Raw genomic sequence first — 24,426 nt, forward strand, 5'->3', positions numbered from 1 at the left:
ATCTTTAACGCTTTCTTGACGCCCTTCCTGCGTCTCTCCTGTTCCCTCCTCGATCATTCGTGCGGTCCGCTTATCGGCACCCCGTCCGGGCCGCCCGGACGCTGCGCCTAAGGTTGCTCCCGTACTCCAGGACCACCCTGCCCCTCGAAGGACAGAGATGCCCTCCAACACGACCGCGCCTCCCGCCAAGAAGAAGGGGCGACGTGCCCGCCTGATCGTCCTCGTCCTGGTCCTCGCTCTGGTGGCGGGCGTCGGCTACGGCGGGTACTGGGGCGTCAGCACTGTCCGGGCCTCGTTCCCGCAGACCACGGGCGAGCTCCGGCTCGACAAGCTCTCCGGCCCGGTCGAGGTCAAGCGCGACGCCTACGGGGTTCCGCAGATCTACGCGGACACCGAAGCCGACCTCTTCCGCGCCCAGGGCTTCGTCCAGGCCCAGGACCGCTTCTACGAGATGGACGTCCGCCGTCACATGACGTCGGGCCGGCTGTCCGAGATGTTCGGCAAGGACCAGGTCGACACCGACGCCTTCCTGCGCACGCTGGGCTGGCGGCAGGTCGCCCAGCAGGAGTACGACAAGGTCCTGTCTGCGGAGACGAAGAAGAATCTCCAGGCCTACGCCGAGGGCGTCAACGCCTATCTCAAGGACCGGGACCCCTCGGACATCTCGGTCGAGTACGCGGCACTGGCGTTCACCAACGACTACGAGATCGAGCCCTGGACCCCCGTCGACTCGGTGGCCTGGCTCAAGGCGATGGCCTGGGACCTGCGCGGCAACATGCAGGACGAGATCGACCGCTCCCTGATGACGAGCCGGCTGAGCGCCGCGCAGATCAAGGAGCTGTACCCGCAGTACCCGTACGACCTGCACCAGCCGATCGTCGAGGGCGCGGGCAAGGGCGGCGGCAGCAACGACGCCGACGACGCGACCACCGGCACCGGCGCCCAGGGTTCCACCGAAGGCACCGGCACCAACGGCTCCGCGAACGGCAGCGCGGACGGCGCCCTGGAGGGGATGCAGTCCCAGCTCGGCGCGCTCTCCGACGCGCTCGACGAGATCCCCGCGCTGCTCGGCCCCAACGGCAACGGCATCGGCTCGAACTCCTGGGTCGTCTCCGGGAAGTACACGACCTCCGGCAAGCCGCTGCTCGCCAACGACCCGCACCTCGCGCCGATGCTGCCGTCCCTCTGGTACCAGATGGGCCTGCACTGCCGCTCCGTCTCGGCGACCTGCCGCTACGACGTCGCCGGCTACACCTTCTCCGGTACGCCCGGCGTGATCATCGGCCACAACGACACCATCGCGTGGGGCCTCACCAACCTCGGCGCCGACGTCACCGACCTCTACCTGGAGAAGGTCGGGGACGCGGGCTACCTCGTCGACGGCAAGGTCAAGCCGTTCGCGACCCGCGACGAGGTCATCAAGATCGCGGGCGGCGGCAGCCGGAAGATCACGATCCGCGCGACCGGCAACGGCCCGCTCGTCTCCGACCGCTCCTCGGACCTGGAGAAGGTCGGCCAGAAGGCGCCCGTCGGCAACGCCGCCCCGGACCGGGGCACCGGCTACGCCGTCTCCCTCCGGTGGACGGCCCTGGAGCCCGGCAGGTCCATGGACGCGATCTTCGAACTCAACCGCGCCAAGAACTTCAAGCAGTTCCGCGCCGCGGCCGAGCACTTCGAGGTCCCCTCCCAGAACCTGATCTACGCCGACGCCGAGAACATCGGCTACCAGGCGCCCGGCAAGATCCCGGTCCGCGCCAAGGGCCACAACGGCACCGTGCCCGCGCCCGGCTGGGACTCCTCGTACCGGTGGAAGGACTACATCCCGTACGACGAGCTGCCGTACGAGGAGAACCCCGACCGCGGCTACATCGTCACCGCCAACCAGGCCGTCGTCGACGCCGACAAGTACCCCCACCTCCTTACGGAGGACTGGGGCTACGGCTCGCGCAGCCAGCGGATCGACGACCTCATCGAGTCGAAGACCAAGGACGGCGGCAAGATCTCGCCGGACGACATGCGGACCATGCAGATGGACAACCGCAGCGAGATCGCGACCCTCCTCAACCCGCTCCTGCTGAAGATCGACGTCTCGGACCCCTACGTCCGCGAGGCGCAGAAGCTGCTGGAGGGCTGGGACTACACCCAGGAGCCCGACTCGGCCGCCGCCGCGTACTTCAACGCGGTCTGGCGCAACGTCCTCAAGCTCGCCTTCGGCGACAAGCTGCCCAAGGAGCTGCGGGCCGAGGGCGACTGCATCAACGTCCGCCCGGCCGACTCCACCGGCCTCCCGGTCGACGAGCAGAACAAGCGGGTACGGGAGTGCGGTGAGCGCGACGGCGACACCGCGCAGCCGGACGGCGGCGACCGCTGGTACGAGGTGGTCCGCCCGCTCCTCAAGCAGGAGAACAGCGACTGGTGGAAGACCGAGGCCAACCGCACCGACCAGGCCACCGAGAACCGTGACCAGCTGCTCGCCCGCGCCATGGAGGACGCGCGCTGGGAGCTGACCGCCAAGCTCGGCAAGGACGTCTCCACCTGGAGCTGGGGCCGGCTGCACCAGCTGACCCTGAAGAACCAGACCCTCGGCACCGCGGGACCGGGCTTCGTCCAGTCGCTGCTCAACCGCGGCCCCTGGAACCTCGGCGGAGGCGAGGCGGCCGTGAACGCGACCGGCTGGAACGCGGCCGGCGGCTACGACGTCGTCTGGGTCCCGTCGATGCGGATGGTCGTCAACGTCGGCGACTGGGACAGGTCGCGCTGGATCAACCTGTCCGGCGCCTCGGGGCACGCGTACCACTCGCACTACACCGACCAGACCGACGCATGGGCCAAGGGCGAGCTGCTCGACTGGTCCTTCGGCAAGGCGGCGGTCGACGCCTCGACGAAGGAGACGCTGGTCCTCAAGCCGTAGAAGGCCTCAGGGGCGCTCGAAGCGCCTGACCCCCTCGGGGGTCACCACCGCGTGCACGGGGTGGTCGTGCGGTTCCTCAGGGACCCGGGCGACCACCTCGTTCGCGTAGAGGAGGACCACCAGGGACGGATGGGCGTCCGCCCGCGCGAGCCGGGCGAGCACGCGGTCGTACGAGCCGCCGCCCCGGCCCAGGCGCATCCCGCGCTCGTCGACCGCGAGCCCGGGCAGCAGCACCACGTCCGCCTCGCACACCGCCTCCGGACCCAGCCGCGGCCCCGTCGGCTCCAGCAGGCCCCGGCCCGCTTTCGCCAGGCTCTCCGCGCCTTCGTACGCGGCCCAGTCCAGGTCGTTGTCGGGCAGCAGCACCGGCAGCAGGACCCGGACGCCCCGCTCGCGCAGTACGTCGAGCAACGCGCGCGTGCCCGGCTCGCGGCCGACCGACACGTAGGCGGCGACGGTCGACGCCCCCGCCGACTCGGCCAGTTCTCGCGCACCCCGGGCGAACAGCTCCCCGGTGGATTCGGCATCATGAGGGGTCAGCCGGGCGCGGGCGGCGAGCAGGCGGCGACGCAGGGCGGCCTTTTCGGACGTATCGCCCGTCACAGGGAACTCACGTGATGTCACGAACCTCTCGTATCCCTCTTTACCCATGGGAAGCCAATGGGAGGCCCATCTTCCTCTCATATCGAACAGCTATCATGCGCCCATGACTCAGTCCCCCACCAGGATCAGCAAGGCTGTCATCCCGGCCGCCGGTCTCGGCACGCGCTTCCTTCCGGCCACCAAGGCCACGCCGAAGGAGATGCTCCCGGTCGTCGACAAGCCCGCGATCCAGTACGTCGTCGAGGAGGCGGTCACCGCCGGCCTCTCCGACGTCCTCATGATCACCGGTCGTAACAAGCGTCCCCTGGAGGACCACTTCGACCGGAACTATGAGCTGGAGGAGGCGCTGACCCGCAAGGGGGACGCGGAGCGCCTCTCCAAGGTGCAGGAGTCCAACGACCTCGCGACCATGCACTACGTGCGCCAGGGAGACCCGCGCGGTCTCGGGCACGCCGTGCTCTGCGCGGCCCCGCACGTCGGCGACCAGCCCTTCGCCGTGCTGCTCGGCGACGACCTGATCGACCCGCGCGACCCGCTGCTCTCCCGGATGGTGGAGATCCAGGAGCGGGAGGGCGGCAGCGTGATCGCGCTGATGGAGGTCGAGCCCTCCCAGATCCACCTCTACGGCTGCGCCGCCGTCGAGGCGACGATCGACTCGGACGTCGTGAAGGTGACGGACCTCGTCGAGAAGCCGTCTCCGGCCGAGGCGCCCAGCAACTACGCGATCATCGGCCGCTACGTCCTGGACCCCGCCGTCTTCGGGATAATCCGCGAGACCGAGCCGGGCCGCGGCGGCGAGATCCAGCTGACCGACGCCCTGCAGAAGCTCGCCAAGGACGAGAAGATCGGCGGCCCGGTCCACGGTGTGGTCTTCAAGGGCCGGCGCTATGACACCGGTGACCGCGGGGACTATCTCCGTGCCATTGTCAGACTCGCGTGCGAACGTGATGACCTGGGCCCGGACTTCCGGACCTGGCTTCGCAGTTACGTCACCGAGGAGATGTAGCCACGTGAGCAGCAGCGCGGCACCGGAGGCCGGCGATCCGGCCGGCGTTCCGTCCGCCGACCCCTGCGCGGGTCCCTCCCGCGACCTGTGGTCGGTGGACGAGCACCTCGACGACATCCTGGCGGCCGTCTCCCCGCTCGAACCCATCGAGCTGCAACTGCCGGAGGCCCAGGGCTGTGTCCTCGTCGAGGACGTCACGGTGCCGGTCGCGCTGCCCCCGTTCGACAACAGCTCCATGGACGGTTACGCGGTCCGGGTCGCCGATGTGGCCGGTGCCACCGAGGAGTTCCCGGCCGTCCTGACCGTCATCGGCGACGTGGCCGCCGGCGCCGACGGCCTGCCCGTCGTCGGCCCCGGCGAGGCCGCCCGGATCATGACGGGCGCCCCGCTGCCGCCCGGCGCCGAGGCCGTCGTCCCGGTCGAGTGGACCGACGGCGGCACGGGCGAGGGCGCGGCGAGCGGGATGCGCGCCGCGAGCGCGGCCCCCGAGGGCGCCGGCGGCGAGGTCCGGGTCCACCGGCCCGCCGAGGCCCGTGCGCACGTCCGCGCACGGGGCAGCGACGTCCAGGCCGGTGACCTGGCCCTGGAGGCCGGGACGGTCCTCGGGCCGCCCCAGATCGGGCTGCTCGCCGCGATCGGCCGCGCCACGGTGCGGGTCCGGCCGCGTCCGCGCGTCGTCGTGCTCTCCACCGGCAGCGAACTGGTCCAGCCCGGCGAGGAGTTGGCCGAGGGCCAGATCTACGACTCCAACAGCTTCGCGCTGGCCGCCGCCGCGCGGGACGCCGGCGCCATCGCCTACCGGGTCGGCGCCGTCACCGACGACGCCGAGACGCTCCGGGCCACCATCGAGGACCAGCTGATCCGCGCCGACCTCCTCGTCACCACGGGCGGCGTCAGCGTCGGCGCGTACGACGTGGTCAAGGAGACGCTGACCGCCGACGGACGGGTCGACTTCCGCAAGCTGGCCATGCAGCCGGGCAAGCCGCAGGGCTTCGGGACGATCGGCCCCGAGCACACCCCGCTGCTCGCCCTGCCGGGCAACCCGGTCTCCTCGTACGTCTCCTTCGAGATCTTCGTGCGGCCCGCGATCCGGGCCCTGATGGGCCTCGGCGATCTGCACCGTCCCCGGGTCCGCGCCGTGCTCAAGGCCGACAAGGCGCTCTCGTCCCCGGCCGGCCGTCGACAGTTCCTGCGCGGGACGTACGACGCCGAGTCCGGCACCGTCACTCCTGTGGGCGGAGCGGGCTCCCATCTGATCGCGGCGCTCGCGCATGCGAACTCCCTGCTCGTCGTCCCTGAAGAGGCCACGGCCGTGGAGCCGGGGCAGGAGCTGGACGTGGTCCTCCTCGGCTGAGGAGGCCCTGGTGGCGGTACCGTGGCGTCCCACACAGCGACCGGGAGTGTCACGGCCATGAGCACGCAGCAAGGACTCACCCACATCGACGAGGCGGGTGCGGCCCGCATGGTCGACGTCTCCGCGAAGGACGTCACCGCGCGGACCGCACGCGCCAGCGGCCGCGTCCTCGTCTCGCCGCGCGTGATCGAGCTGCTTCGGGGCGAGGGCGTACCGAAGGGCGACGCGCTCGCCACCGCCCGGATCGCCGGGATCATGGGCGCGAAGAAGACCCCCGACCTCATTCCGCTCTGCCACCCGCTGGCCGTCTCGGGCGTCACGCTCGACCTCACGGTCGCGGACGACGCGGTGGAGATCCTGGCGACCGTGAAGACCACGGACCGCACGGGCGTGGAGATGGAGGCCCTGACGGCGGTCTCGGTGGCCGCGCTGACGGTCGTCGACATGATCAAGGCGGTCGACAAGGGCGCGGTCATCTCCGACGTACGGGTGGAGGAGAAGACGGGCGGCAAGTCGGGCGACTGGACCCGGGAAGGGGCCGAGTCGTGACGCGCGGCGGCCGGGTGACCGGGGCGCACGAACACGAGGGTCACGCCCACGACGCCCCGGCGGCGGGCACGGACCTCGGCGGCGCCCTCACCGCCCCGTACTCCGCCCTCGTCGTCACCGCCTCCAACCGGGCGGCGGCCGGCGTCTACGAGGACAAGGGCGGCCCGCTGCTCGCCGAAGGGCTGGCCCGCATGGGCTTCGCCGTGGACGGCCCGCAGGTCGTCCCGGACGGCGCGCCGGTCGAGGCCGCGCTCCGGGCCGGGGTCGAGGCCGGGTACGACGTCATCCTCACCACCGGCGGCACCGGCATCTCGCCGACCGACAGGACGCCCGAGGTCACCCGCCGGGTCCTCGACCACGAGATCCCCGGCATCCCCGAGGCGATCCGCGCGTACGGGCGGGAGAAGGTGCCGACCGCGGCGCTCTCCCGGGGTCTCGCCGGTGTCGCGCGCGGGACCGTGATCGTGAACCTGCCGGGTTCCTCGGGCGGGGTCCGCGACGGCATCGCCGTACTGGAAGCGCTCCTGCGGCATGCGGTCGACCAGGTCCGCGGCGGCGACCACCCGAGACCGTCATGATCCCGTCCTGGCCCGTGGTCCTCTCCGACGGAGACGTCGTGCTCCGCCCGATAAAGATGCGTGACCAGCGGGTCTGGCGTGAGGTCAACCGGCGCAACCGCGACTGGCTGCGTCCGTGGGAGGCGACGGTTCCGCCTCCTGCCCCGGGCGGTCCGGTCGCGCAGCGTCCTACGTACCGGCAGATGGTCCGCCATCTGCGGGCCGAGGCGAACGCCGGCCGGATGCTGCCGTTCGTGATCGAGTACCGGGGCGAGCTCGTCGGTCAGTTGACCGTGGCCGGGATCACCTGGGGCTCGATGTGCTCGGGCCATGTCGGCTACTGGGTGGACAGCGCGGTGGCCGGACGCGGCGTCATGCCGACGGCGGTCGCGCTCGCCGTGGACCATTGCTTCCGTTCGGTCGGACTGCACCGGATGGAAGTCTGCATTCGGCCCGAGAACGGCCCCTCGCGACGGGTCGTGGAGAAATTGGGATTCCGGGAGGAAGGGCTCCGGCCGCGCTACCTCCACATCGACGGGGCGTGGCGGGACCATCTCGTCTTCGCGCTCACCGCCGAGGAGGTACCCGAGGGGCTGCTGCGCCGCTGGCACCAGGCACGTCCCTCCCACCCCGCCCAATGAAATAAGTGTTCGAATTCAATCAGCAGTTGATCCTCAATCGATCTGAACAATCACAAAAAAGTTCAGTGATATCAGCCAGATCGTGCGACACACCGGGCCAATTGGCCGATGCCCGTAACGGAACCCCTCTACGGTGTGAAGCGTGAGCAGCAGCGGCCTCATCTACGCAGTCATCGTCGGGGCCTGGGCCGCCTACTTGGTACCGATGTGGCTCCGCAGGCAGGACGAGCTCAACGAGGCCCGTCCGACGGAACGCTTCAGCACCGCCATCCGGCTGCTGTCCGGACGGGCGGGGATGGAGCGCCGATACGCCAAGGAGCTGAAGGGCCGGGACCGTAGGGCGGACGAAGCGGAGCCCGACGTGGACCCGGACGTCGAGACGGAGCATCTCAGCTCGGTCGACGTCCGGGCCTTCTCCGCGCCCGCGGCCAGGACGGAAGCCCGCCTGGAGGTCCCGGAACCGGCTCCCGCCCCGGCACCCGCCGCCGCGCGAAGGCCCTCCAAGGCGGCCGCCGAGCGCGCCCGCCGCGGCAAGGTCCTCGCCAGGCGCCGGCGCACCACGGTCGTCCTCTTCCTCGCCTTCACCCTCGGCGCGGTCGTCGCCGCGGTCGGCGGCCTCGCGTTCCTGTGGGCCCCGGCGGTCCCCGCGGTGCTGCTGAGCGCGTACATCGTGCATCTGCGCACGACGGAACGCCGGCGCTTCGTGTACGTGATGGACCGCCGCCGCGCCGAGGCCGCGGCGGCGCGCCTGCGCGAGAGCCGGCCCCCGCGCCGGCAGCCCGCGCCGGAGGCCGGCGAGGAGCCCGCCCGCCCGGAACCCGAACCGGCACCCTCGGTCTCCCCGCAGGAGGCCGGCCGCCGCGCGCTCGTCGAGCAGACGGACCACGCGGAGTGGGTGGACCAGCAGCGCGAGCGCGGTCCGGCCCGCGGCGACAGCTGGGACCCGGTCCCGGTCCCGCTCCCCACGTACGTGACCGCCCCGGTCGCCCCGCGGGCGACGAGCGGCGTCGACATCACGGACCCGGAGACCTGGAGCTCGGCGCGCTCGTCCACGGCGGCGGACCCCGCCCCGGCACCGTCCCCCGCCCCGGCGCCCGCCCCGCGCCAGCGCACGAACCAGCCGCGCCGCCAGCGCGACCACGGACGCACCCCGCTCTTCGACCAGTACGCGGACGACGACCGCCCCCGCGCCGCCAACGAATGACTCCCGGCCGGGGGGCCGTCAGGCCCCTCGGCTGACCTGCGGGGGAACGGATTTCCTTGCACCCCGATCGGGATGCTAATGTTTCACACGTCGCAAGGGCCTGTGGCGCAGTCTGGTAGCGCACCTCGTTCGCATCGAGGGGGTCTGGGGTTCAAATCCCCACAGGTCCACAAGCGCAGGACGAGATCCCGTCCGATCGAAAGATCGGGCGGGATCTCGTCGTTTCCGGGGACGACGTCTCCGCCGACGCGCGGGAATCACCGAGTGCGGTCCAGGACGAGCTCCCGGAGCTCGGCGGCGGAGTCGGCGGCGAGCCGGTAGATGCCCTGGACGCCCGCCGACCTCATCAGCCGCCCGTCCTCGACGTGCTTCAGCCTGCGCTCGCCCCGGCGGGACGTGAACGTCAGCCGCGCCAGCAGATCGGCGGGGACGACCGTGTCGAACGCGAGGGGGGAACCGGGCGGCCCGAGCAGCACCTCGGTGACGCCGCCGCCCGCCTTCAGCGCCCGCCAGTCCAGCAGCTTCGCGTAGTCCTCGTCGTCGAGCTCCGCCCCCGCGTCCTCGTACGGGATGATCCGCGACACCTCCATGGCGCCCAGCACATGCAGGCGGGTGCGGAAGGCCCGGACGGGATGGATCGTGTCACCGGGCTTCACACCTGCCCGCTCGAAGCTGGGCAGCGACTGGTGCGGGCCGCCGAACAGCATCGTCAGGCGCAGGCCGGCGTAGCCGGATCGCTCGAGGAACCGGCACAGATCGTTGGTCCACAGCGTCGTGTAGGAGTTCGGCACGACTGAACCGTAGACGCACCCGCTGACAGCCGGCCCCTGGTAGCCGGTGCGAGGCGGTCCAACGTTCCATCCCGCGTTCTTGGTTGGCGCGTTCCCGCAGGTCAGATGGGGTGGAACGTCCCAGCGTCCCGTACCGGCGGTGGGAGCTGGTGGTCGTGGCGGACGCGGCGGCAGGGTGTGGACCAGGCCGCCGGACGAGGCGGTCGGCCACCACCTACGGGGAGTTCACATGCGTACCTTCCGCACCCGCACCACCGTCCTTGCCGCCACCACCGCCGCACTCGCCCTCGCACTCACCGCCTGCGGCGGGGCGGACGACGCCGGTGCGAAGGGGAAGAAGGCCGCCGCGTCCGTCTCCCCGGTCACGCCCGGCACCGGCGCCACGGAGAACGCCACCGGCCAGGACGGCCGGACGAGCACCGGCGGGGCCGCCGGGAGCGCCGGCACCTCCGGCGGGGACGCGTCGGGCCCGGCGACGCCCGCCGCGCAGACCGGCACCAAGAAGAAGAACGACGGCAGGACCCCGGCCTGCACCGTCAACGACGTGAAGATCTCCGCGGTCAAGCAGGACGGCGTACCCACCACGCACATCACCCTGACCGCCACGAACGTCTCGGGCCGCTCCTGCACCCTGCTGCAGTACCCGCTGATCGCGTTCGGCGACATCCAGACGGCCAAGGACGTTCCGTCCGTACCCAAGAGCAAGCCGGGCACGTCCGTCGTCCTGTCCGCCGGCGCTCCCGCCTACGCCGCCGTGCGCGTCAACAACGGCGGTGTCGACGAGCAGAACCGCGCCGTGACCTCGTTCAACGTGAACCTCTTCGCCAAGGACGGCCCGGCCGAGGGCGGCAAGGTGGTCAAGGCGCCCGCCGGCGGCATCGCCGTCGACGACGCGGTCGCCAGGACCGGCTACTGGACGCACGAGCTGCGCAACGGCGCCGACGAGTTCTGATCCCTCCGCGCTCTCCCGCGTCCGGGGGTGAGGGTGGCCGCATCGCCGCGGCCACCCTCACCGTCGTCACGCGGTGCGGGTGATCCACCGCTGGAGCGCGATGTGGGTGAAGTCGTCGAGCGTGCACAGCGCCTCGATCGCGTCGAGGTCGCCCGGCAGCGGGGCGATGCCCGCCGTGGTGAGCGCGGCATGCAGATCCAGCCGACGCCGGTCCGCCGGATCGAGCGCCACGGAGAGACGCGTGCTCGCCACGGGCGCCGGCAGCGGGTAGTCGCCGGTCTCCAGGAAGCCGTGCGCCATGTACGTCCGGGTGTCCGTCTCCTCGGGAAGGTCATCAAGGTCGTCGAGGAACGCGGCAGGGAAGCGGTAGGGGTCGAGGTCCGCCGTTACGGTCGGGGCCGCGGTGAAAGACTGGAGTGCAGTCATGGGTTCCTCCTCGGTTGTCCTGCCACTGCCGACGAGGACTACGGCCGGGCCGCGGTCAGTTGCGGTTGCCGCCGCTTACCACCCGAATGCACCCAATCCCATCTCGTCACACAAGTGAGGGTCCGCGGCCCCCGGCGGAGGAGTGCGCCGGGGGGCCGCGGCAGGGGTGTCGGGAGAGACGTCAGGACGCCTGCGCCCGGTCGTACAGGGCCTTCGCGTCGTTGCCGAAGTACGGGCCGAACATGCGGTTGGGCAGGAAGGTGTAGCCGAAGCTGTTCACCGAGACCTGGAGGCCCGTGCCCGTGGCCTCGCTGAAGCCGGAGAACCAGGGGCCGCCGCTGGAGCCGCCCGTCATGTTGCAGCCGAGGCTGTGGTCCTGGGAGAAGAGGAAGTCCTTCGAGGAGTTCCCCGCGCAGTGGATCAGCTTCGAGCCGTCGTAGGGAGAGGCGGCCGGGAAGCCGAAGGCGTACATCGGCTTGTTGTAGCCGCCGTTGAACTGGATGCCCTGGGCGCCGGTGACCGACGTCAGCTTCTGGCCGTTCAGCGGGGCCACGACCGCCGCGCCGACGTCGTAGTTGATGTCCTCGCTCGCCTCCCACTGAGGGGTCGTCAGCGTCTTCGTCGCCGCCCACTGGCCGTACGGGGCGTTGCCGTTGTCGTAGGCCGGGACGAACACCCAGTTCGTGTGCCAGCTGCCCTGGTACTTCACGCAGTGGCCGGCCGTGATGACCGTGCTCTGGTTCTGGCTGGTGACCGCGTTGCCGGAACAGGAGGCCGTACGGCCCTGGAAGGTGAAGAAGACCCGGCCCGAGGTCTTCACGACCGCGCCGCCGCCCGTCCAGGGGCCGCCCGGCTGCGGGAAGGCCGTCGGGGCGACGGAGGTCGGGGCGATCGTCGTCGGGGCGGACGAGCGGGCGACCTGCTTGAGGGACTTGAGCGCTCCGGGGGCGACCTCGAGGTCCAGCGGGGTCGCCGAGCGCATCCGCTCGGCGGTCCAGAAGGCGGGCTTCTCCGCCGCTTGCGCCGAGGTCGCGGTCAGGGCTCCGGTCAGCAGCGCTCCGACCGACAACAGGACAGCAGCGACTGTGCGATGGCGTCTCACGCATGTCTCCTTCTGCCGAGGCAGGTGGGGGATGAGAACGGTGCGGATCGACGTGCGTGAGGAAGCGTGCCAGATACTGGGATGAATTGTCAGGGGCGCGTCAGTAAATCGGCTCGGAGGCGTCAGTCCTCGTCGCTCGCGACCAGGGACTTCGCGAAGCAGCGGCTGTTCTCGTACTCCCGGTAGTGGCCGAACTTCGCGCACGGCTCGTAGCCGCTGCTGGTGTACAGCGCGATCGCCTCCGGCTGCGCCGTGCCGGTCTCCAGGACCATGCGGGTCCGGCCCGCCGCCCGCGCGTCCGCTTCGAGGGCCGCCAGGATGCGGCGGGCCAGACCCAGACCGCGCGCCTCGGGGGCCACGTACATCCGCTTGAGCTCGGCGTCGCCGTCCGAGTAGCCCTCGTCGTTCTCGTCCTGGGTGCGCCAGCCGCCGGTCGCGACGGGGCGGTCCTCGGAGTCGTACGCGAGGAGGTAGAGGCCGAGCGGCGGTACGAACATCCCGGCGTCCAGCGGTGTGGCATCGCCCTCGTCGCCGTAGCGGGCGACGTACTCCAGCTGGACGGCGTCGTTGAGTTTGACGGCGTCAGGGTGGTCGTAGGGGGTAGGCCGTATGTTCATGCGGAGCATCGTACATCTATGCGCGGTCGCTCGGTCGGTATTCTCCCTGGATGCTCACTGTGACGTCCGTCAATGTCAATGGCCTCCGTGCCGCCGCCAAGAAGGGCTTCGTGGAGTGGCTCGCCGGCACCTCCGCCGACGCCGTCTGCCTGCAGGAGGTGCGCGCCGAGGAATCCCAGCTCCCGGACGAGGTCCGGGCGCCCGAGGGCTGGTTCACCGCGCACGCGCCCGCCGCCGCCAAGGGGCGTGCGGGTGTCTCCCTCTACACCCGGCGGGAGCCCGACCGGGTGCGGGTCGGCTTCGGATCGAGCGAGTTCGACGGCAGTGGCCGGTACATCGAGGCGGACCTGCCCGGTGTCACCGTCGCCAGCCTCTACCTGCCCTCCGGTGAGGTCGGCACCGAGCGGCAGGACGAGAAGGTCCGCTTCATGGACGAGTTCCTGCCGTATCTGAAGGAGCTCAAGGAGCGCTCCGCCGCCGACGGCCGTGAGGTCGTCGTCTGCGGGGACTGGAACATCGCGCACCGCGAGGCCGACCTCAAGAACTGGAAGACCAACCAGAAGAACTCGGGCTTCCTGCCCGAGGAGCGGGCCTGGCTGAGCCGCGTCTTCGACGAGGCGGAGTACGTCGACGTCGTCCGCGCCCTCCATCCGGAGCAGGACGGGCCGTACTCGTGGTGGTCGTACCGCGGGCGCGCCTTCGACAACGACAGCGGCTGGCGCATCGACTACCAGGTCGCGACCCCGGGCCTGGCCGCCAAGGCCGTCAAGGCGTACGTCGAGCGGGCCGCCACGCACGCCGAGCGCTGGAGTGACCACGCGCCCGTGACGGCGGTCTACGAGCTGTAGGGGTGAGGGGAGGGGGCGTCCGGTGCGCCCCCTTCGCCTACGAGGGCTCGCGCAGCCGGCGGTCCATGGCCATCGAGAGTTCCGCCTCCACCACGCTCTTCGCGAGCGGACGCAGCCGCTGGACGTCCTTCTCGTCCGTGTGCTCGCGCAGCAGGTCGGTGAAGAGCCCGGCCAGCGCGTCCGCGTGTGCACGTACCGCGCGGCCCGCCTCCAGGACCGCGGAGAGCGGGACGCCCTCCTTCACCAGGGCCGCGGAGACGTCGAGCAGCCGGCGGCTGATGTGGACGATCGCGTCGCCGTCGGTGGCGAGGTATCCGAGGTCGAGGGCGGCCAGCAGGTTCTCCGGGGTGACCTCGCCGGCGAAGTAGTCGGCCAGTTCCTGCGGGGTGAGCCGGATCGGCTCCTCCTCGGTGGGTTCGCCGAGGCCGAGGACCTCGCTGACGTCCTTGCCGCTCTCGAAGGCGGTGTTGAGGTCGGCGATGCCGTTGAGGGTGTGGCCGCGTTCGAGCAGGGCCGCGATCGTCCGGAGCTTGGCCAGGTGGTGGTCGTCGTACCAGGCGATGCGGCCCTCGCGGCGGGGCGGTGCGATCAGTCCGCGCTCGCGGTAGAAGCGCAGGGTGCGCACGGTGATGCCGGCCGCCGCCGCGAGTTCGTCCATCCGGTACTCGCGTATGCCGGCGGTCCGACCCGCCTGGTCCGTCACCTGATCCGATCGTTCTGCCACGCCCGCCAGCCTATGTTGTACCGCCGGTAACTTTCCCGCGCCGAACCCCTACCGCTCGGTATGGCGCTGCTCTACAGTCCCGACTGTGCCAGTGATCGCTGGCGGAATCTTGGCCGGGCGCACGGGAGGCGGCATGGCGAAGCACGAGCACGTACGAGTGGCGGTGATCGGATCGGGGTTCGGCGGACTCGGGGCCGCCGTCCGGCTGCGCCGCGAGGGGATCACCGACTTCGTCGTCCTGGAGCGGGCCGACTCCGTGGGCGGCACCTGGCGCGACAACAGCTATCCGGGCTGCGCCTGCGACGTGCCGTCCCATCTCTACTCCTTCTCCTTCGCGCCCAACCCCGACTGGCCCCGCACCTTCTCCGGGCAGCGCCACATCCGCGCGTATCTGGAGCACGTCACCGACACCTTCCGGCTCCGCCCGCATCTGCGGCTGAACCACGAGGTGTCGCTGATGCGCTGGGACGCCGAGGAGCTGCGCTGGCACATCGAGACCAACCAGGGCCCCCTCACCGCCGATGTGATCGTCTCCGCGACCGGGCCGCTCTCCGACCCGAAGATCCCCGACATCCCGGGCCTGGCCGACTTCCCCGGCAAGGTCTTCCACTCCGCGCGGTGGGACCACGACTACGACCTCACCGGCAAGCGCGTCGCCATGGTCGGCACCGGCGCCTCCGCGATCCAGATCGTGCCCGCGATCCAGCCGCAGGTCGGGAAGCTGACGCTCTTCCAGCGCACCCCGCCGTGGGTCATGCCGCGCATGGACCGCGCCATCACCGGCGCCGAGCGCTGGCTCCACCGCACGCTCCCCTTCACCGGGACCGCGCGCCGCGGGCTGCTCTGGGGCATCCGCGAACTCCAGGTCAGCGCGTTCACCAAGCGCCCGGGCGAGCTGGGGCTCGTCGAGTCGCTCGCCAAGGCCAACATGGCCAAGGCGATCAAGGACCCGGCGCTGCGGGCCAAGCTGACCCCCTCGTACCGCATCGGCTGCAAGCGCATCCTGCTCTCCAACGCGTACTACCCGGCGCTCGCCCAGCCCAATGTCGACGTCGTCGCCTCCGGGCTGCGCGAGGTCCGGGGCTCGACCGTCGTCGCGGCCGACGGCAGCGAGACCGAGGTCGACGCGATCGTCTTCGGTACGGGGTTCCACGTCACCGACATGCCGATCGCCGAGCGGGTCGTCGGCGCGGACGGCTCCACCCTCGCCGAGGCGTGGAAGGACGGGGTGCAGTCGCTGCGCGGTGCGACGGTCGACGGCTTCCCCAACTGGATGACGATCATCGGGCCCAACACGGGCCTCGGGAACTCCTCCATGATCCTGATGATCGAGTCCCAGCTGAACTACATGGCCGACTACCTGCGCCAGTTGAACGTGCTCGGAGGGCGCGCCGCCCTCGCCGCCCGGCCGTCCGCGGTCGGCGCCTGGAACCGCAAGGTGCAGGACCGGATGGAGCGGACCGTGTGGAAGTCGGGCGGCTGCGACAGCTGGTACCTGGACGCCAACGGCCGCAACACCACGCTGTGGCCGGGCACGACAGCCGAGTTCCGGCGCGAGACGCGACAGGTCGACCTCGCGGAGTACGAGGTGCTGCGGCCGGCCGTCGCCGAGGCCGAGCCCGCCCCGGCGAAGCGCCCCGCCCGCAAGAAGGAGACCGTGAAGTGAGCCGCCTGACCCGATCCGGTACGTCCCGCACCACCCCGCTCCCGCATCCGCGCGAGGTGATCGCCGTCTCCGCCGACGGCGCCCGTGTCCACGTCGAGGTCCACGGCTCCGAGGGCGCCCCGGCCGTGGTCCTGGCCCACGGCTGGACCTGCTCCATCGCCTTCTGGGCCGAGCAGATCCGCGACCTCGCCCGCGACCACCGGGTCATCGCCTACGACCAGCGCGGCCACGGCCGCAGCCCCGCCCCGGCCGACGCCGCCGGCCACTCCACGCGGGCGCTCGCCGACGACCTCGAAGCGGTCCTCGCCGCCACGCTCGCCCCCGGCGAGAAGGCGGTCCTGGCCGGGCACTCCATGGGCGGCATGACGATCATGGCGGCCGCCGCGCGGCCCGCCTTCAGGGAGCACGCCGCCGCCGCGCTGCTCTGCTCCACGGGCCCGTCCCGGCTCGCGGTCGAATCCCTCGTCGTGCCCCTGCGGCCGGGCGGGCTGCGGACCCGGCTGACCAGGGCGATCCTGGGAGCGAGGGCACCGCTCGGACCGGTCACGCCCGTGTCGAAGAAGATCCTCCGGTACGCCACGATGGGCCCGGGTTCGGCGCCGGAGCGGGTCGACGCCTGCGCCCGGATCGTGCACGCCTGCCCGCGGCTCTCCCGGGTGGCCTGGTCGCACGTGCTCGCGGAGCTCGATCTCGAAGCGGGCGTACGGGAGTTGGAGCTGCCCGTGGCCGTGCTCGTCGGTACGGCCGACCGGCTCACCCCGCCCGTGCACTCCCGCGCCATGGTCGCCGCGCTGCCGCAGTGCGTGGGGCTCGACGAACTGGCGGGGATGGGCCACATGACGCCGGTCGAGGCCCCGGAGGTGGTCACCGCGCGCATCAGGGACCTCGTGACCACGTACGTCGTGCCCATGCCCGTCGAGCAGGAGCAGACGCAGAAGCAGAAGGAGGACGCATGAGCAGGGTCAGCCTGGAAGGGCAGGTCGCGGTCGTCACCGGAGCGGCCCGCGGTGTCGGTGAACTCCTCGCCCGCAAGCTCTCCGCGCGCGGCGCGCGCATCGCGCTGGTCGGCCTGGAGCCGGAGGAGCTGAAGCAGGTCGCCGGCCGGCTGCACACCGAGGCCGACTGGTGGCACGCGGACGTCACCGACCACGAGGCGATGGCCCGGGTGGCGGCCGAGGTCAAGGAGCGCTTCGGCAAGGTCGACATCGTCGTCGCCAACGCGGGTGTCGCGTCGGGCGGTCCGTTCGTGGACTCCGACCCGGACGCCTGGCGGCGGGTCATCGAGGTCAACCTGATCGGCGGAGCCGTGACCGGCCGGGCGTTCCTGCCCGTCCTGATGGAGTCCCGCGGCTACTTCCTGCAGATCGCCTCGCTCGCGGCCATCACGCCGGCGCCGATGATGACGGCGTACTGCGCCTCGAAGTCGGGCGTCGAGGCGTTCGCGCACAGTCTGCGCGCCGAGGTCGGCTACAAGGGGGTGAAGGTCGGCGTCGGCTATCTGTCGTGGACCGACACCGACATGGTCCGGGGCGCCGACCAGGACGACGTGATGAAGGAGCTGCGGCAGCGGCTGCCCTGGCCGTCCAACCGCACCTATCCGCTGGGCCCGGCCGTGGACCGGATCGTGGCGGGCATCGAGCGGCGCTCGGCGCACGTGTACGCCCAATGGTGGCTGCGCGGGATGCAGTCGGTCCGCGGCTATCTGCCGGGGGTCATCGCCACGGTCGGGCAGCGCGAGATGAAGCGTTTCGAGCCGCGTCTCGCCGGAGTCTCCAAGGGCCTCGTGGGGGCCGGTGGGGCGGCCGACGAGCAGGCGCGCACGGGCCACACCTCGCCGCGGTGACGGGGAGTATCCGATCGAAATGCGCGGAATGTTCCGCCGTGCCACGCTGGTCGAGGCCCAACGGGGCGAGTCGCCCCGTTCCCCTCACACCCGTCTAGGAGTGAACCTTCATGGGCAAGCAAGACCAGTTCAAGGACAAGGCGAGGCAGGCCGCGGAGCAGGCGAAGAAGAAGATGGGCAACGCGCGCGAAGAGGCGTCCGAGCGGGCCTCCCAGGCCAAGGGCCGCCCCTCCGAGGAGGAGCAGCGCCGGGCCCAGCAGCAGGACCAGGACCGCCTGGACATGGACTACGACGCCTGACGGCCGTCCGCTGAATGTCCTCCGAGAAGGTGCACCCGGGACGCCGGGTGCACCTTCCGGCGTTCCCCCTCCCACCCCTGATGAATTCCGGTGCGACCCGCAGCCGTGCCCCGTACCGTGCGGCCATGACCGAACTGCAGCCGCTCCGAGCCGAACACGCCCCCGCGCTCCTCGCGTTCGAGCGGGAGAACCGGGCGTACTTCGCCGCCCATGTGCCCGACCGGGGGGACGCGTACTTCGCGGAGTTCGCGGCGCGGCACCGGGCGCTGCTCGACGAGCAGGAGACCGGGGCGATCCGGTTCCACGTGCTGGTCGGGGAGGGCGGGGAGATCCTGGGGCGGTTCAACCTCGTCGACGTGGCGGAGGGGGCGGCCGACCTCGGGTTCCGGGTCGCCGAGAAGGCCGCCGGGCGGGGCGTGGCCACGGCGTCGGTGCGGGAGCTGTGCCGGCTGGCCGTCACCGCGTACGGACTCGACCGGCTCACGGCGTCCGCGGCCCTCGGCAACGCCGGATCGAGGGCCGTGCTCGTACGGACGGGGTTCGTGCCCGTCGGGGACGTCGTCCTCGACGGGCAGCCCGGGACCTCCTACGCGCTGGACCTCGGGGGGAGCTTCGGGCGGGAGTTGTCGGGGACGTCGGCGTAGCCGGGCGGGCTCGCCGCCGGGGTCTCCGCGAGCAGCGAGAGGGCCACCTCGACCGCGTCGTCGAGCTGCGCGTGGCGGCCCTCGGCCCAGTCCAGCGGGGTGCGCAGGATCGCCAGGTCCGGTTCCACGCCGTGGTTCTCGACGGACCAGCCGTACTCGGGGAACCATGCCGCGTTCATCGGGACCGTGATCTGTGTGCCGTCGCCCAGTCGGTGACGTCCCGTCATGCCCACCACGCCGCCCCAGGTGCGCTGTCCGACGACCGGTCCGAGGCCGAGCAGCTTGAACGCGGCCGTGATCATGTCGCCGTCCGAGGAGGTGGCCTCGTCGGCGAGGGCGACGACCGGCCCGCGCGGGGCGTTCGAGGCGTACGAGACGGGCTGCGCGTTCCTCGTCAGGTCCCAGCCGAGGATCTTGCGGGTGAGCTTCTCCACGACCAGCTCGCTGATGTGGCCGCCCGCGTTGCCGCGTACGTCCACGATGAGGGCCGGCCGGGAGACCTCCATCCGCAGGTCGCGGTTGAACTGGGCCCAGCCGGAGCCGCCCATGTCGGGGATGTGCAGGTAGCCGCACTTGCCGCCGCTGACCTCCCGTACGACCGCGCGCCGTTTGGCCACCCAGTCCTGGTAGCGCAGCGGCCGCTCGTCGATCAGCGGCACGATCGCCACCCGGCGCGAGCGGCCCTCGCCCGCCGCCGGCTGGAAGGTCAGCTCGACCGTCGTGCCGCCCGAGGAGGACAGCAGGGGGTACGGGCCGGTGACCGGGTCCACCGGGCGGCCGTCGACATGGGTGAGGACCGCGCCCTCGCGGATGCCGGTGCCCGCGAGCGGTGAGCGCGCCTTGGAGTCGGAGGAGTCGCCGGGCAGGATCCGCTTGACCATCCAGCCGCCGTCCCGGGGCACGAGGTTGGCGCCCAGCAGGCCCATCGGCCGCTGGTAGTGCGGCGGGCCCTCGTTGCGGCGGGCGGGCGAGACATAGGCATGCGAGGTGCCCAGCTCGCCCATGACCTCGCGCAGCAGATCGGCGAACTCGTCGGGGGACGCGATCCGTTCGACCAGGGGGCGGTACTGGTCGAGGACGGCCGTCCAGTCCACTCCGCACATGTTCGGGTCCCAGAAGTAGGCGCGGACGATCCGGCCGGCCTCGTCGTAGGCCCCGCGCCACTCGGCCTCCGGGTCGACCTCGTGCAGGATGCGCCGCAGGTCCATGTAGACCGTCGAGTCGCCGTCCCCGGGCTCGGTCGCCGGCACCGCCCGCAGATCGCCCTCGTCGACCACGACGAGCCGTGAGCCGTCGCCGCTGACCGCGAACCAGTCGAGGTGGCCGACGAGTTCGGTCTTGCGGGCCTTGGTGATGTTGAAGTGCTCCAGGGTGGGGCGGCCCGTGGTGTCGGAGGGGTTGGCGAAGGTCTCGCCGAGCGCGCCCGAGATGGGCCAGCGCAGCCAGACGAGCCCGCCGCCGCTGACCGGGTGGAGCGCCGAGTACTTGGAGGCGGAGACGGGGAAGGGCGTGACCCGGTCCGGGAGCCCCTCCACCTCCACGATCGTGGTGCCCTCCCCGCCCTCGGGCTCGGTCTCGGTCGGGTCCAGACCGCCCGCCGCCGGGCGTCCGTCGGGCAGCAGGGCGAACGGGGACGGCGTCGCCGAGGACAGCGGTACGAGATAGGGGCGGCAGCCCAGCGGGAACGACAGGTCGCCGGTGTGCACGTCGTACACCGGGTCGAAGCCCCGCCAGGAGAGGAAGGCGAGATAGCGGCCGTCGCTGGTGAAGACCGGATTCTCGTCCTCGAAGCGGCCGTTGGTGACGTCGACGATGGTCCGGGCGCCCGGTCCGGAGATCCGGGCCATCTTGATCTGGCGCAGCGAGCGCCCGATGCCGGGGTGCGCCCAGGTCAGCCAGGCCCCGTCGGGAGAGAAGGCGAGATCGCGGACGGGCCCGTTGATGGAGCGGATCAGCTCCGTGGCCTCCCCGTTGGAGTCCTCGGTCGCGTCGATGAGCAGCAGCCGGCCGTCGTTGGAGGCGATCGCGAGCCGTTCGCCCTCCGGGTCGGAGACCATCTCCTCCACCCGTCCGAGTTCGCCCGAGGCCAGCCGCCTCGGCTCGCGGTCGCCGCTGGCGCGCGGCAGGTAGGCGACCTCGATCGCGTCCTCGCCCTCCGCGTCCGTGACGTACGCGATCTGGCCGCCGCTGCCCAGCATCTCGGGCAGCCGGACCCGTACGCCCGGGGTGTCCGTGATCGTGCGGGCGGGCCCGTCGCGGTGGGTGAGCCAGTACAGGCTGCCGCGCACGGAGACGGCGCTGGCCCGCCCGGTCTCGTCGACCGAGATCGCGTCGACGTGGTTGGCGGCCGGCACCTGGTAGGCGCGGCGGCCGGCGCGCGGGCCGCCGAGCCGCACGTCCAGCTTGCGCGGCGCGGCGCCTGGGGCGGTCAGGTCGTCGACGATCCACAGGTCGCCGGCGCACTGGTAGACCACGCGCCGTCCGTCGCTGGAGGCGTGCCGGGCGTAGAAGGCGTCGTGGTCGGTGTGGCGGCGCAGATCGGTGCCGTCGGGCAGGCAGGAGTAGAGGTTGCCGATGCCCTCGTGGTCGGAGAGGAAGGCGATCCGGCCGTTGACGAACATCGGGGAGTCGAGCTGGCCGTCGAGGTCCGGCTGCAGCTGCTTCCCGTGCAGCCACAGCCGTCCGGTGGCGCCGCCCCGGTACCGCTTCCAGGCCGCCGCCTCGTGCGGCGGCTTGCCCGTGAGCAGGAGCGTGCGGCGCTCTCCGTCGAGATCGGCCACGGCGATGTCGGAGACCGGGCCCCAGGGCATCCGGCCGCCGGGGGAGCCGTCGGTGGCGACGGTGTAGGCCCAGGAGAAGTACGAGAAGGGCTGGCCGTGCGAGGAGACGGCGAGGATGTCGCCGTCCGGGGACCACGAGCAGACCCGGGTGTCCGTCGAGCCCCAGTAGGTCAGCCGGCGGGCGGGCCCGCCCTCGACCGGTGCGAGGTGGATCTCGGGGTCGAGGCTGCGCCAGCTCGTGTAGGCGAGGTGGCGCCCGTCGGGCGAGAAGCGCGGGTGGCCGACCCGGGTCCGGTCGACGGTCACCCGCCAGGCCCGGCCGGGCCGGTGCCCCTCGGGGACGAGGGGCGCGACCCAGAGGTCGTCCTCGGCCGCGAAGCACAGCAGGTCGTCGTGGAGGTGCGGGAAGCGGAGATACGCGACGTCGTCACTCACCCCCCAATGCTTTCCACCCTGATGGGGTGCGGCAACTCGTACGGGCGTGCGCGTGGGCCCGCGGCCGCCTGTGGCCCAGGACACGTACGAAACGGTTTCGTTTCGCTGGGCGCTGGGGTACCTTCGAGGTGTACGAAACCGTTTCGTTCGGATGGAGTCCGGTCATGGCACGCAGCAGGCTCACACCAGAGCGTGAGTCCGAGCTGTACGGAGCCGTGCTCGACCTCCTTCGCGAGGTCGGCTACGACGCCCTCACCATGGACGCCGTCGCCGCCCGCACCCACTCCAGCAAGGCCACCCTCTACCGCCAGTGGGGGAGCAAGCCCGAACTGGTCGCCACGGCGCTGCGCGACAACAAGCCCATCAAGCTCGCCGAGATCGACACGGGCAGCTTGCGCGGCGACTTCCAGGCGATCATGGAGCTGACCGACGACTGCCAGATGGAGAAGGACACCGCGCTGATGCGGGGCCTCGCCCAGGCGGTCCATTCCAACCCCGACCTGCACCAGGCACTGCGCGAACTGCTCATCGAACCCGAGATGAGCAACCTGCGCGACACCCTGGAACGAGCGGTGGAGCGGGGCGAGATCAGCGCCGACAATCCGGCACTGAAGTTCGTCCCGCACATGATCATCGGGGCGTTCGTCGCCCGCCCGCTGATCGAGGATCAGCCGATCGACCACGCCTTCATCACCGACTACGTCAACGCCGTCGTGCTCCCCTCACTCGGCGTCTGACCGCACCGGCTCCCCGGCCGGTACCACCGATACGTCCTCACCCGCACCACCTGACGTCGCACCGCTCACGCCGTCGGGCCGGCTCCCCATGCCCTGTCCCACCACGAAATGGGAGTACGCCCCCGTGGCCACGTTCCTCTACAAGTTGGGTCGCTCCGCCTTCCGGCGCCGACGGCTCGTCGCCCTCCTCTGGGTGGCGCTCCTCGCGCTCGCCGGGGTCGGTGCCGCCACCGCGCCCGCCGCGACCTCCAGCTCCTTCTCGATTCCCGGCACCGAGGCCCAGAAGGCCTTCGACCTCCTTGAGCAGCGCTTCCCCGGCGGCAACGCCGACGGGGCCACCGCCCGCGTCGTCTTCAAGGCCCCCGAGGGCCAGAAGATGACCGACCCGGCCAACAAGGCCAAGGTCCAGGACGTCGTCGGCGAGCTGAAGGCCGGCTCCGACGAGGTCGCCCAGGTCACCGACCCGTACACCGCCCAGGCGGTCTCGAAGGACGGCTCGACCGCCTACGTCTCCGTCAGCTACAAGGTCTCCGGCATGGAGCTGAGCGACGCGACGCGCGAGGCGCTGCAGAAGACCGGGCACGACGCGCAGGGGCAGGGGCTGACCGTCGAGATCGGCGGTGACGCCCTCCAGACCATGCCCGAGACCGGCGCGGGCGAGATCGTCGGTGTGGTCATCGCCGGCATCGTCCTCGTCATCACCTTCGGTTCGCTCGTCGCCGCCGGGCTGCCGCTGCTGACCGCGATCATCGGCGTCGGCATCGGCGTCTCCTCGATCACGGCGCTCGCGAACGTCCTCGACCTCGGCTCCACCACCTCCACCCTCGCGATGATGATCGGCCTCGCGGTCGGCATCGACTACGCGCTCTTCATCGTCTCCCGCTACCGCTCGGAGCTCGCCGACGGCCGGGAGCGCGAGGACGCCGCGGGCCGCGCGGTCGGCACGGCCGGCTCGGCCGTCGTCTTCGCCGGTCTGACCGTGGTCATCGCCCTGGTCGGCCTGGCCGTCGTCAACATCCCGATGCTGACGAAGATGGGCTTCGCCGCCGCCGGCACGGTGGTGATCGCGGTCCTGATCGCGCTCACCCTGATCCCGGCCATGCTCGGCTTCGCCGGTAGCAAGGTCGTGGGGCGCAAGGAGCGCAAGGGGCTCAAGAAGCCCGACGACAAGCCCAACATGGGCACCCGCTGGGCCCGGTTCGTCATCCGCCGCCCGGTCATGGTGCTGCTCGTCGGCGTCCTGGGCCTCGGCGCGGTCGCCGTGCCCGCCGCCTCGCTGGAGATGGGCCTGCCGGACGACGGCGCCAAGCCCGCCTCCGCCACCGAGCGCCGCGCCTACGACCTGCTGTCGGACGGCTTCGGCCCCGGTTTCAACGGGCCGCTGATGGTCGTCGTCGACGGTGACAAGGCCGTGGCCGACTCCACCGTGAAGAAGATCGAGGGCCTGGACGGGGTCGTGGCGGTCACCCCGCCGACGCCCAACAAGGCCGGCGACACCGCGATGATCACGGTGATCCCGAAGGACCGTCCCTCCTCGGTGGAGACCGAGAACCTGGTGCACGACATCCGGGAGACGACCGGCGACAACGTCCTGGTCACCGGTGCCACCGCGATGAACATCGACTTCTCGCAGAAGATGAACGACGCGCTCGTGCCCTATCTGGCACTCGTCGTCGGACTCGCCTTCCTGCTCCTCATGGTGGTCTTCCGCTCGGTCCTGGTCCCGCTGAAGGCGGC

At 71.5% G+C, this 24,426-nt stretch carries 23 protein-coding genes and 1 tRNA gene; 17 read left to right on the forward strand and 7 right to left on the reverse strand.

Annotated elements, in window-relative coordinates; genetic code table 11:
- The first annotated feature begins 157 nt into the window (after nucleotides 1-157).
- Nucleotides 158-2,911 carry a penicillin acylase family protein gene (locus ACFVZW_RS24750; protein WP_384525094.1) on the forward strand — a complete coding sequence of 918 codons (2,754 nt, stop codon included), beginning with the start codon at nucleotides 158-160 and terminating at the stop codon, nucleotides 2,909-2,911.
- 6 nt (nucleotides 2,912-2,917) lie between these two features.
- On the opposite strand, the gene ACFVZW_RS24755 is transcribed toward ACFVZW_RS24750, so the two are convergent.
- Complete coding sequence (locus ACFVZW_RS24755; protein WP_384525097.1) at nucleotides 2,918-3,562, reverse strand: 5-formyltetrahydrofolate cyclo-ligase; 645 nt, start codon at nucleotides 3,560-3,562, stop codon at nucleotides 2,918-2,920.
- A 55-nt stretch (nucleotides 3,563-3,617) separates the two neighbouring features.
- On the opposite strand from ACFVZW_RS24755, the gene galU reads away from it, so the two are divergent.
- From galU to ACFVZW_RS24790, 7 genes are all read left to right on the forward strand, one after another.
- Nucleotides 3,618-4,520 carry a UTP--glucose-1-phosphate uridylyltransferase GalU gene (gene galU, locus ACFVZW_RS24760; RefSeq protein ID WP_376442708.1) on the forward strand — a complete coding sequence of 301 codons (903 nt, stop codon included), beginning with the start codon at nucleotides 3,618-3,620 and terminating at the stop codon, nucleotides 4,518-4,520.
- Nucleotides 4,521-4,524: 4 nt separating this feature from the next.
- Nucleotides 4,525-5,874, forward strand: a complete 1,350-nt coding sequence (gene glp / locus ACFVZW_RS24765) for a gephyrin-like molybdotransferase Glp (RefSeq protein ID WP_384525101.1) — start codon at nucleotides 4,525-4,527, stop codon at nucleotides 5,872-5,874.
- 57 nt (nucleotides 5,875-5,931) lie between these two features.
- Nucleotides 5,932-6,423: a cyclic pyranopterin monophosphate synthase MoaC gene (moaC, locus tag ACFVZW_RS24770; protein ID WP_329119549.1), complete on the forward strand. Its 492-nt coding sequence runs from the start codon at nucleotides 5,932-5,934 to the stop codon at nucleotides 6,421-6,423.
- 14 nt (nucleotides 6,424-6,437) lie between these two features.
- Nucleotides 6,438-7,001 (forward strand): molybdenum cofactor biosynthesis protein B, encoded by a 564-nt coding sequence (locus ACFVZW_RS24775; RefSeq protein WP_384525150.1) that lies wholly within the window; start codon nucleotides 6,438-6,440, stop codon nucleotides 6,999-7,001.
- Nucleotides 6,998-7,621 (forward strand): GNAT family N-acetyltransferase, encoded by a 624-nt coding sequence (locus ACFVZW_RS24780; RefSeq protein WP_384525104.1) that lies wholly within the window; start codon nucleotides 6,998-7,000, stop codon nucleotides 7,619-7,621. The genes ACFVZW_RS24775 and ACFVZW_RS24780 overlap by 4 nt, the downstream gene beginning before the upstream one ends.
- A 142-nt stretch (nucleotides 7,622-7,763) precedes the next feature.
- Nucleotides 7,764-8,825 carry a gephyrin-like molybdotransferase receptor GlpR gene (gene glpR / locus ACFVZW_RS24785; protein WP_384525107.1) on the forward strand — a complete coding sequence of 354 codons (1,062 nt, stop codon included), beginning with the start codon at nucleotides 7,764-7,766 and terminating at the stop codon, nucleotides 8,823-8,825.
- Nucleotides 8,826-8,921: 96 nt separating this feature from the next.
- A tRNA-Ala gene (locus tag ACFVZW_RS24790) sits at nucleotides 8,922-8,995 on the forward strand.
- A gap of 87 nt (nucleotides 8,996-9,082) precedes the next feature.
- Here the strand turns inward: ACFVZW_RS24790 and ACFVZW_RS24795 are convergent.
- Entirely contained in the window at nucleotides 9,083-9,616 is a 534-nt protein-coding gene (locus tag ACFVZW_RS24795) for a hypothetical protein (protein ID WP_384525110.1), read from the reverse strand.
- 229 nt (nucleotides 9,617-9,845) lie between these two features.
- Here ACFVZW_RS24795 and ACFVZW_RS24800 point away from each other — a divergent pair, with 229 nt between their 5' ends.
- On the forward strand, nucleotides 9,846-10,568 hold the full coding sequence (locus ACFVZW_RS24800; RefSeq protein ID WP_384525113.1) for a DUF4232 domain-containing protein: 723 nt from the start codon (nucleotides 9,846-9,848) through the stop codon (nucleotides 10,566-10,568).
- Nucleotides 10,569-10,634: 66 nt separating this feature from the next.
- On the opposite strand, the gene ACFVZW_RS24805 is transcribed toward ACFVZW_RS24800, so the two are convergent.
- From ACFVZW_RS24805 to ACFVZW_RS24815, 3 genes are all read right to left on the reverse strand, one after another.
- Nucleotides 10,635-10,994: a hypothetical protein gene (locus ACFVZW_RS24805; protein ID WP_384525116.1), complete on the reverse strand. Its 360-nt coding sequence runs from the start codon at nucleotides 10,992-10,994 to the stop codon at nucleotides 10,635-10,637.
- Nucleotides 10,995-11,175: 181 nt separating this feature from the next.
- Entirely contained in the window at nucleotides 11,176-12,096 is a 921-nt protein-coding gene (locus ACFVZW_RS24810) for a peptidase (RefSeq protein WP_329119562.1), read from the reverse strand.
- 122 nt (nucleotides 12,097-12,218) lie between these two features.
- Nucleotides 12,219-12,713, reverse strand: a complete 495-nt coding sequence (locus tag ACFVZW_RS24815) for a GNAT family N-acetyltransferase (protein WP_384525119.1) — start codon at nucleotides 12,711-12,713, stop codon at nucleotides 12,219-12,221.
- Between the two features lie 50 nt (nucleotides 12,714-12,763).
- Here ACFVZW_RS24815 and ACFVZW_RS24820 point away from each other — a divergent pair, with 50 nt between their 5' ends.
- Nucleotides 12,764-13,561, forward strand: coding sequence for an exodeoxyribonuclease III (locus ACFVZW_RS24820; RefSeq protein WP_384525122.1), 798 nt, complete (start codon nucleotides 12,764-12,766; stop codon nucleotides 13,559-13,561).
- Between the two features lie 37 nt (nucleotides 13,562-13,598).
- On the opposite strand, the gene ACFVZW_RS24825 is transcribed toward ACFVZW_RS24820, so the two are convergent.
- The gene (locus ACFVZW_RS24825) at nucleotides 13,599-14,219 is read right to left on the reverse strand and encodes a MerR family transcriptional regulator (RefSeq protein WP_384525152.1); all 621 of its coding nucleotides are present in this window, start codon (nucleotides 14,217-14,219) and stop codon (nucleotides 13,599-13,601) included.
- Between the two features lie 199 nt (nucleotides 14,220-14,418).
- On the opposite strand from ACFVZW_RS24825, the gene ACFVZW_RS24830 reads away from it, so the two are divergent.
- From ACFVZW_RS24830 to ACFVZW_RS24850, 5 genes are all read left to right on the forward strand, one after another.
- Nucleotides 14,419-15,951 (forward strand): flavin-containing monooxygenase, encoded by a 1,533-nt coding sequence (locus ACFVZW_RS24830; RefSeq protein WP_384525125.1) that lies wholly within the window; start codon nucleotides 14,419-14,421, stop codon nucleotides 15,949-15,951.
- Nucleotides 15,948-16,907 carry an alpha/beta fold hydrolase gene (locus ACFVZW_RS24835; RefSeq protein WP_384525128.1) on the forward strand — a complete coding sequence of 320 codons (960 nt, stop codon included), beginning with the start codon at nucleotides 15,948-15,950 and terminating at the stop codon, nucleotides 16,905-16,907. The genes ACFVZW_RS24830 and ACFVZW_RS24835 overlap by 4 nt, the downstream gene beginning before the upstream one ends.
- Entirely contained in the window at nucleotides 16,904-17,794 is an 891-nt protein-coding gene (locus ACFVZW_RS24840; protein WP_384525131.1) for an SDR family oxidoreductase, read from the forward strand. The genes ACFVZW_RS24835 and ACFVZW_RS24840 overlap by 4 nt, the downstream gene beginning before the upstream one ends.
- Nucleotides 17,795-17,904: 110 nt before the next feature.
- Nucleotides 17,905-18,093 carry a hypothetical protein gene (locus ACFVZW_RS24845; RefSeq protein ID WP_384525133.1) on the forward strand — a complete coding sequence of 63 codons (189 nt, stop codon included), beginning with the start codon at nucleotides 17,905-17,907 and terminating at the stop codon, nucleotides 18,091-18,093.
- A gap of 125 nt (nucleotides 18,094-18,218) precedes the next feature.
- Nucleotides 18,219-18,737, forward strand: coding sequence for a GNAT family N-acetyltransferase (locus ACFVZW_RS24850; RefSeq protein ID WP_384525136.1), 519 nt, complete (start codon nucleotides 18,219-18,221; stop codon nucleotides 18,735-18,737).
- Here ACFVZW_RS24850 and ACFVZW_RS24855 read toward each other — a convergent pair.
- Nucleotides 18,680-21,952: a S41 family peptidase gene (locus ACFVZW_RS24855; RefSeq protein WP_384525139.1), complete on the reverse strand. Its 3,273-nt coding sequence runs from the start codon at nucleotides 21,950-21,952 to the stop codon at nucleotides 18,680-18,682. The two genes, ACFVZW_RS24850 and ACFVZW_RS24855, sit on opposite strands and share 58 nt — an antisense overlap.
- A 164-nt stretch (nucleotides 21,953-22,116) precedes the next feature.
- Between ACFVZW_RS24855 and ACFVZW_RS24860 the strand changes: the two genes are divergently transcribed.
- Both ACFVZW_RS24860 and ACFVZW_RS24865 read left to right on the forward strand, forming a co-directional pair.
- Nucleotides 22,117-22,689: a TetR/AcrR family transcriptional regulator gene (locus tag ACFVZW_RS24860; RefSeq protein ID WP_384525142.1), complete on the forward strand. Its 573-nt coding sequence runs from the start codon at nucleotides 22,117-22,119 to the stop codon at nucleotides 22,687-22,689.
- A gap of 124 nt (nucleotides 22,690-22,813) precedes the next feature.
- On the forward strand, nucleotides 22,814-24,426 hold a 1,613-nt coding region (locus tag ACFVZW_RS24865), incomplete at its 3' end, for an MMPL family transporter (RefSeq protein ID WP_384525145.1).

The organism is Streptomyces sp. NPDC059567 (assembly GCF_042735655.1).
Taxonomy (GTDB): Bacteria; Actinomycetota; Actinomycetes; order Streptomycetales; family Streptomycetaceae; genus Streptomyces.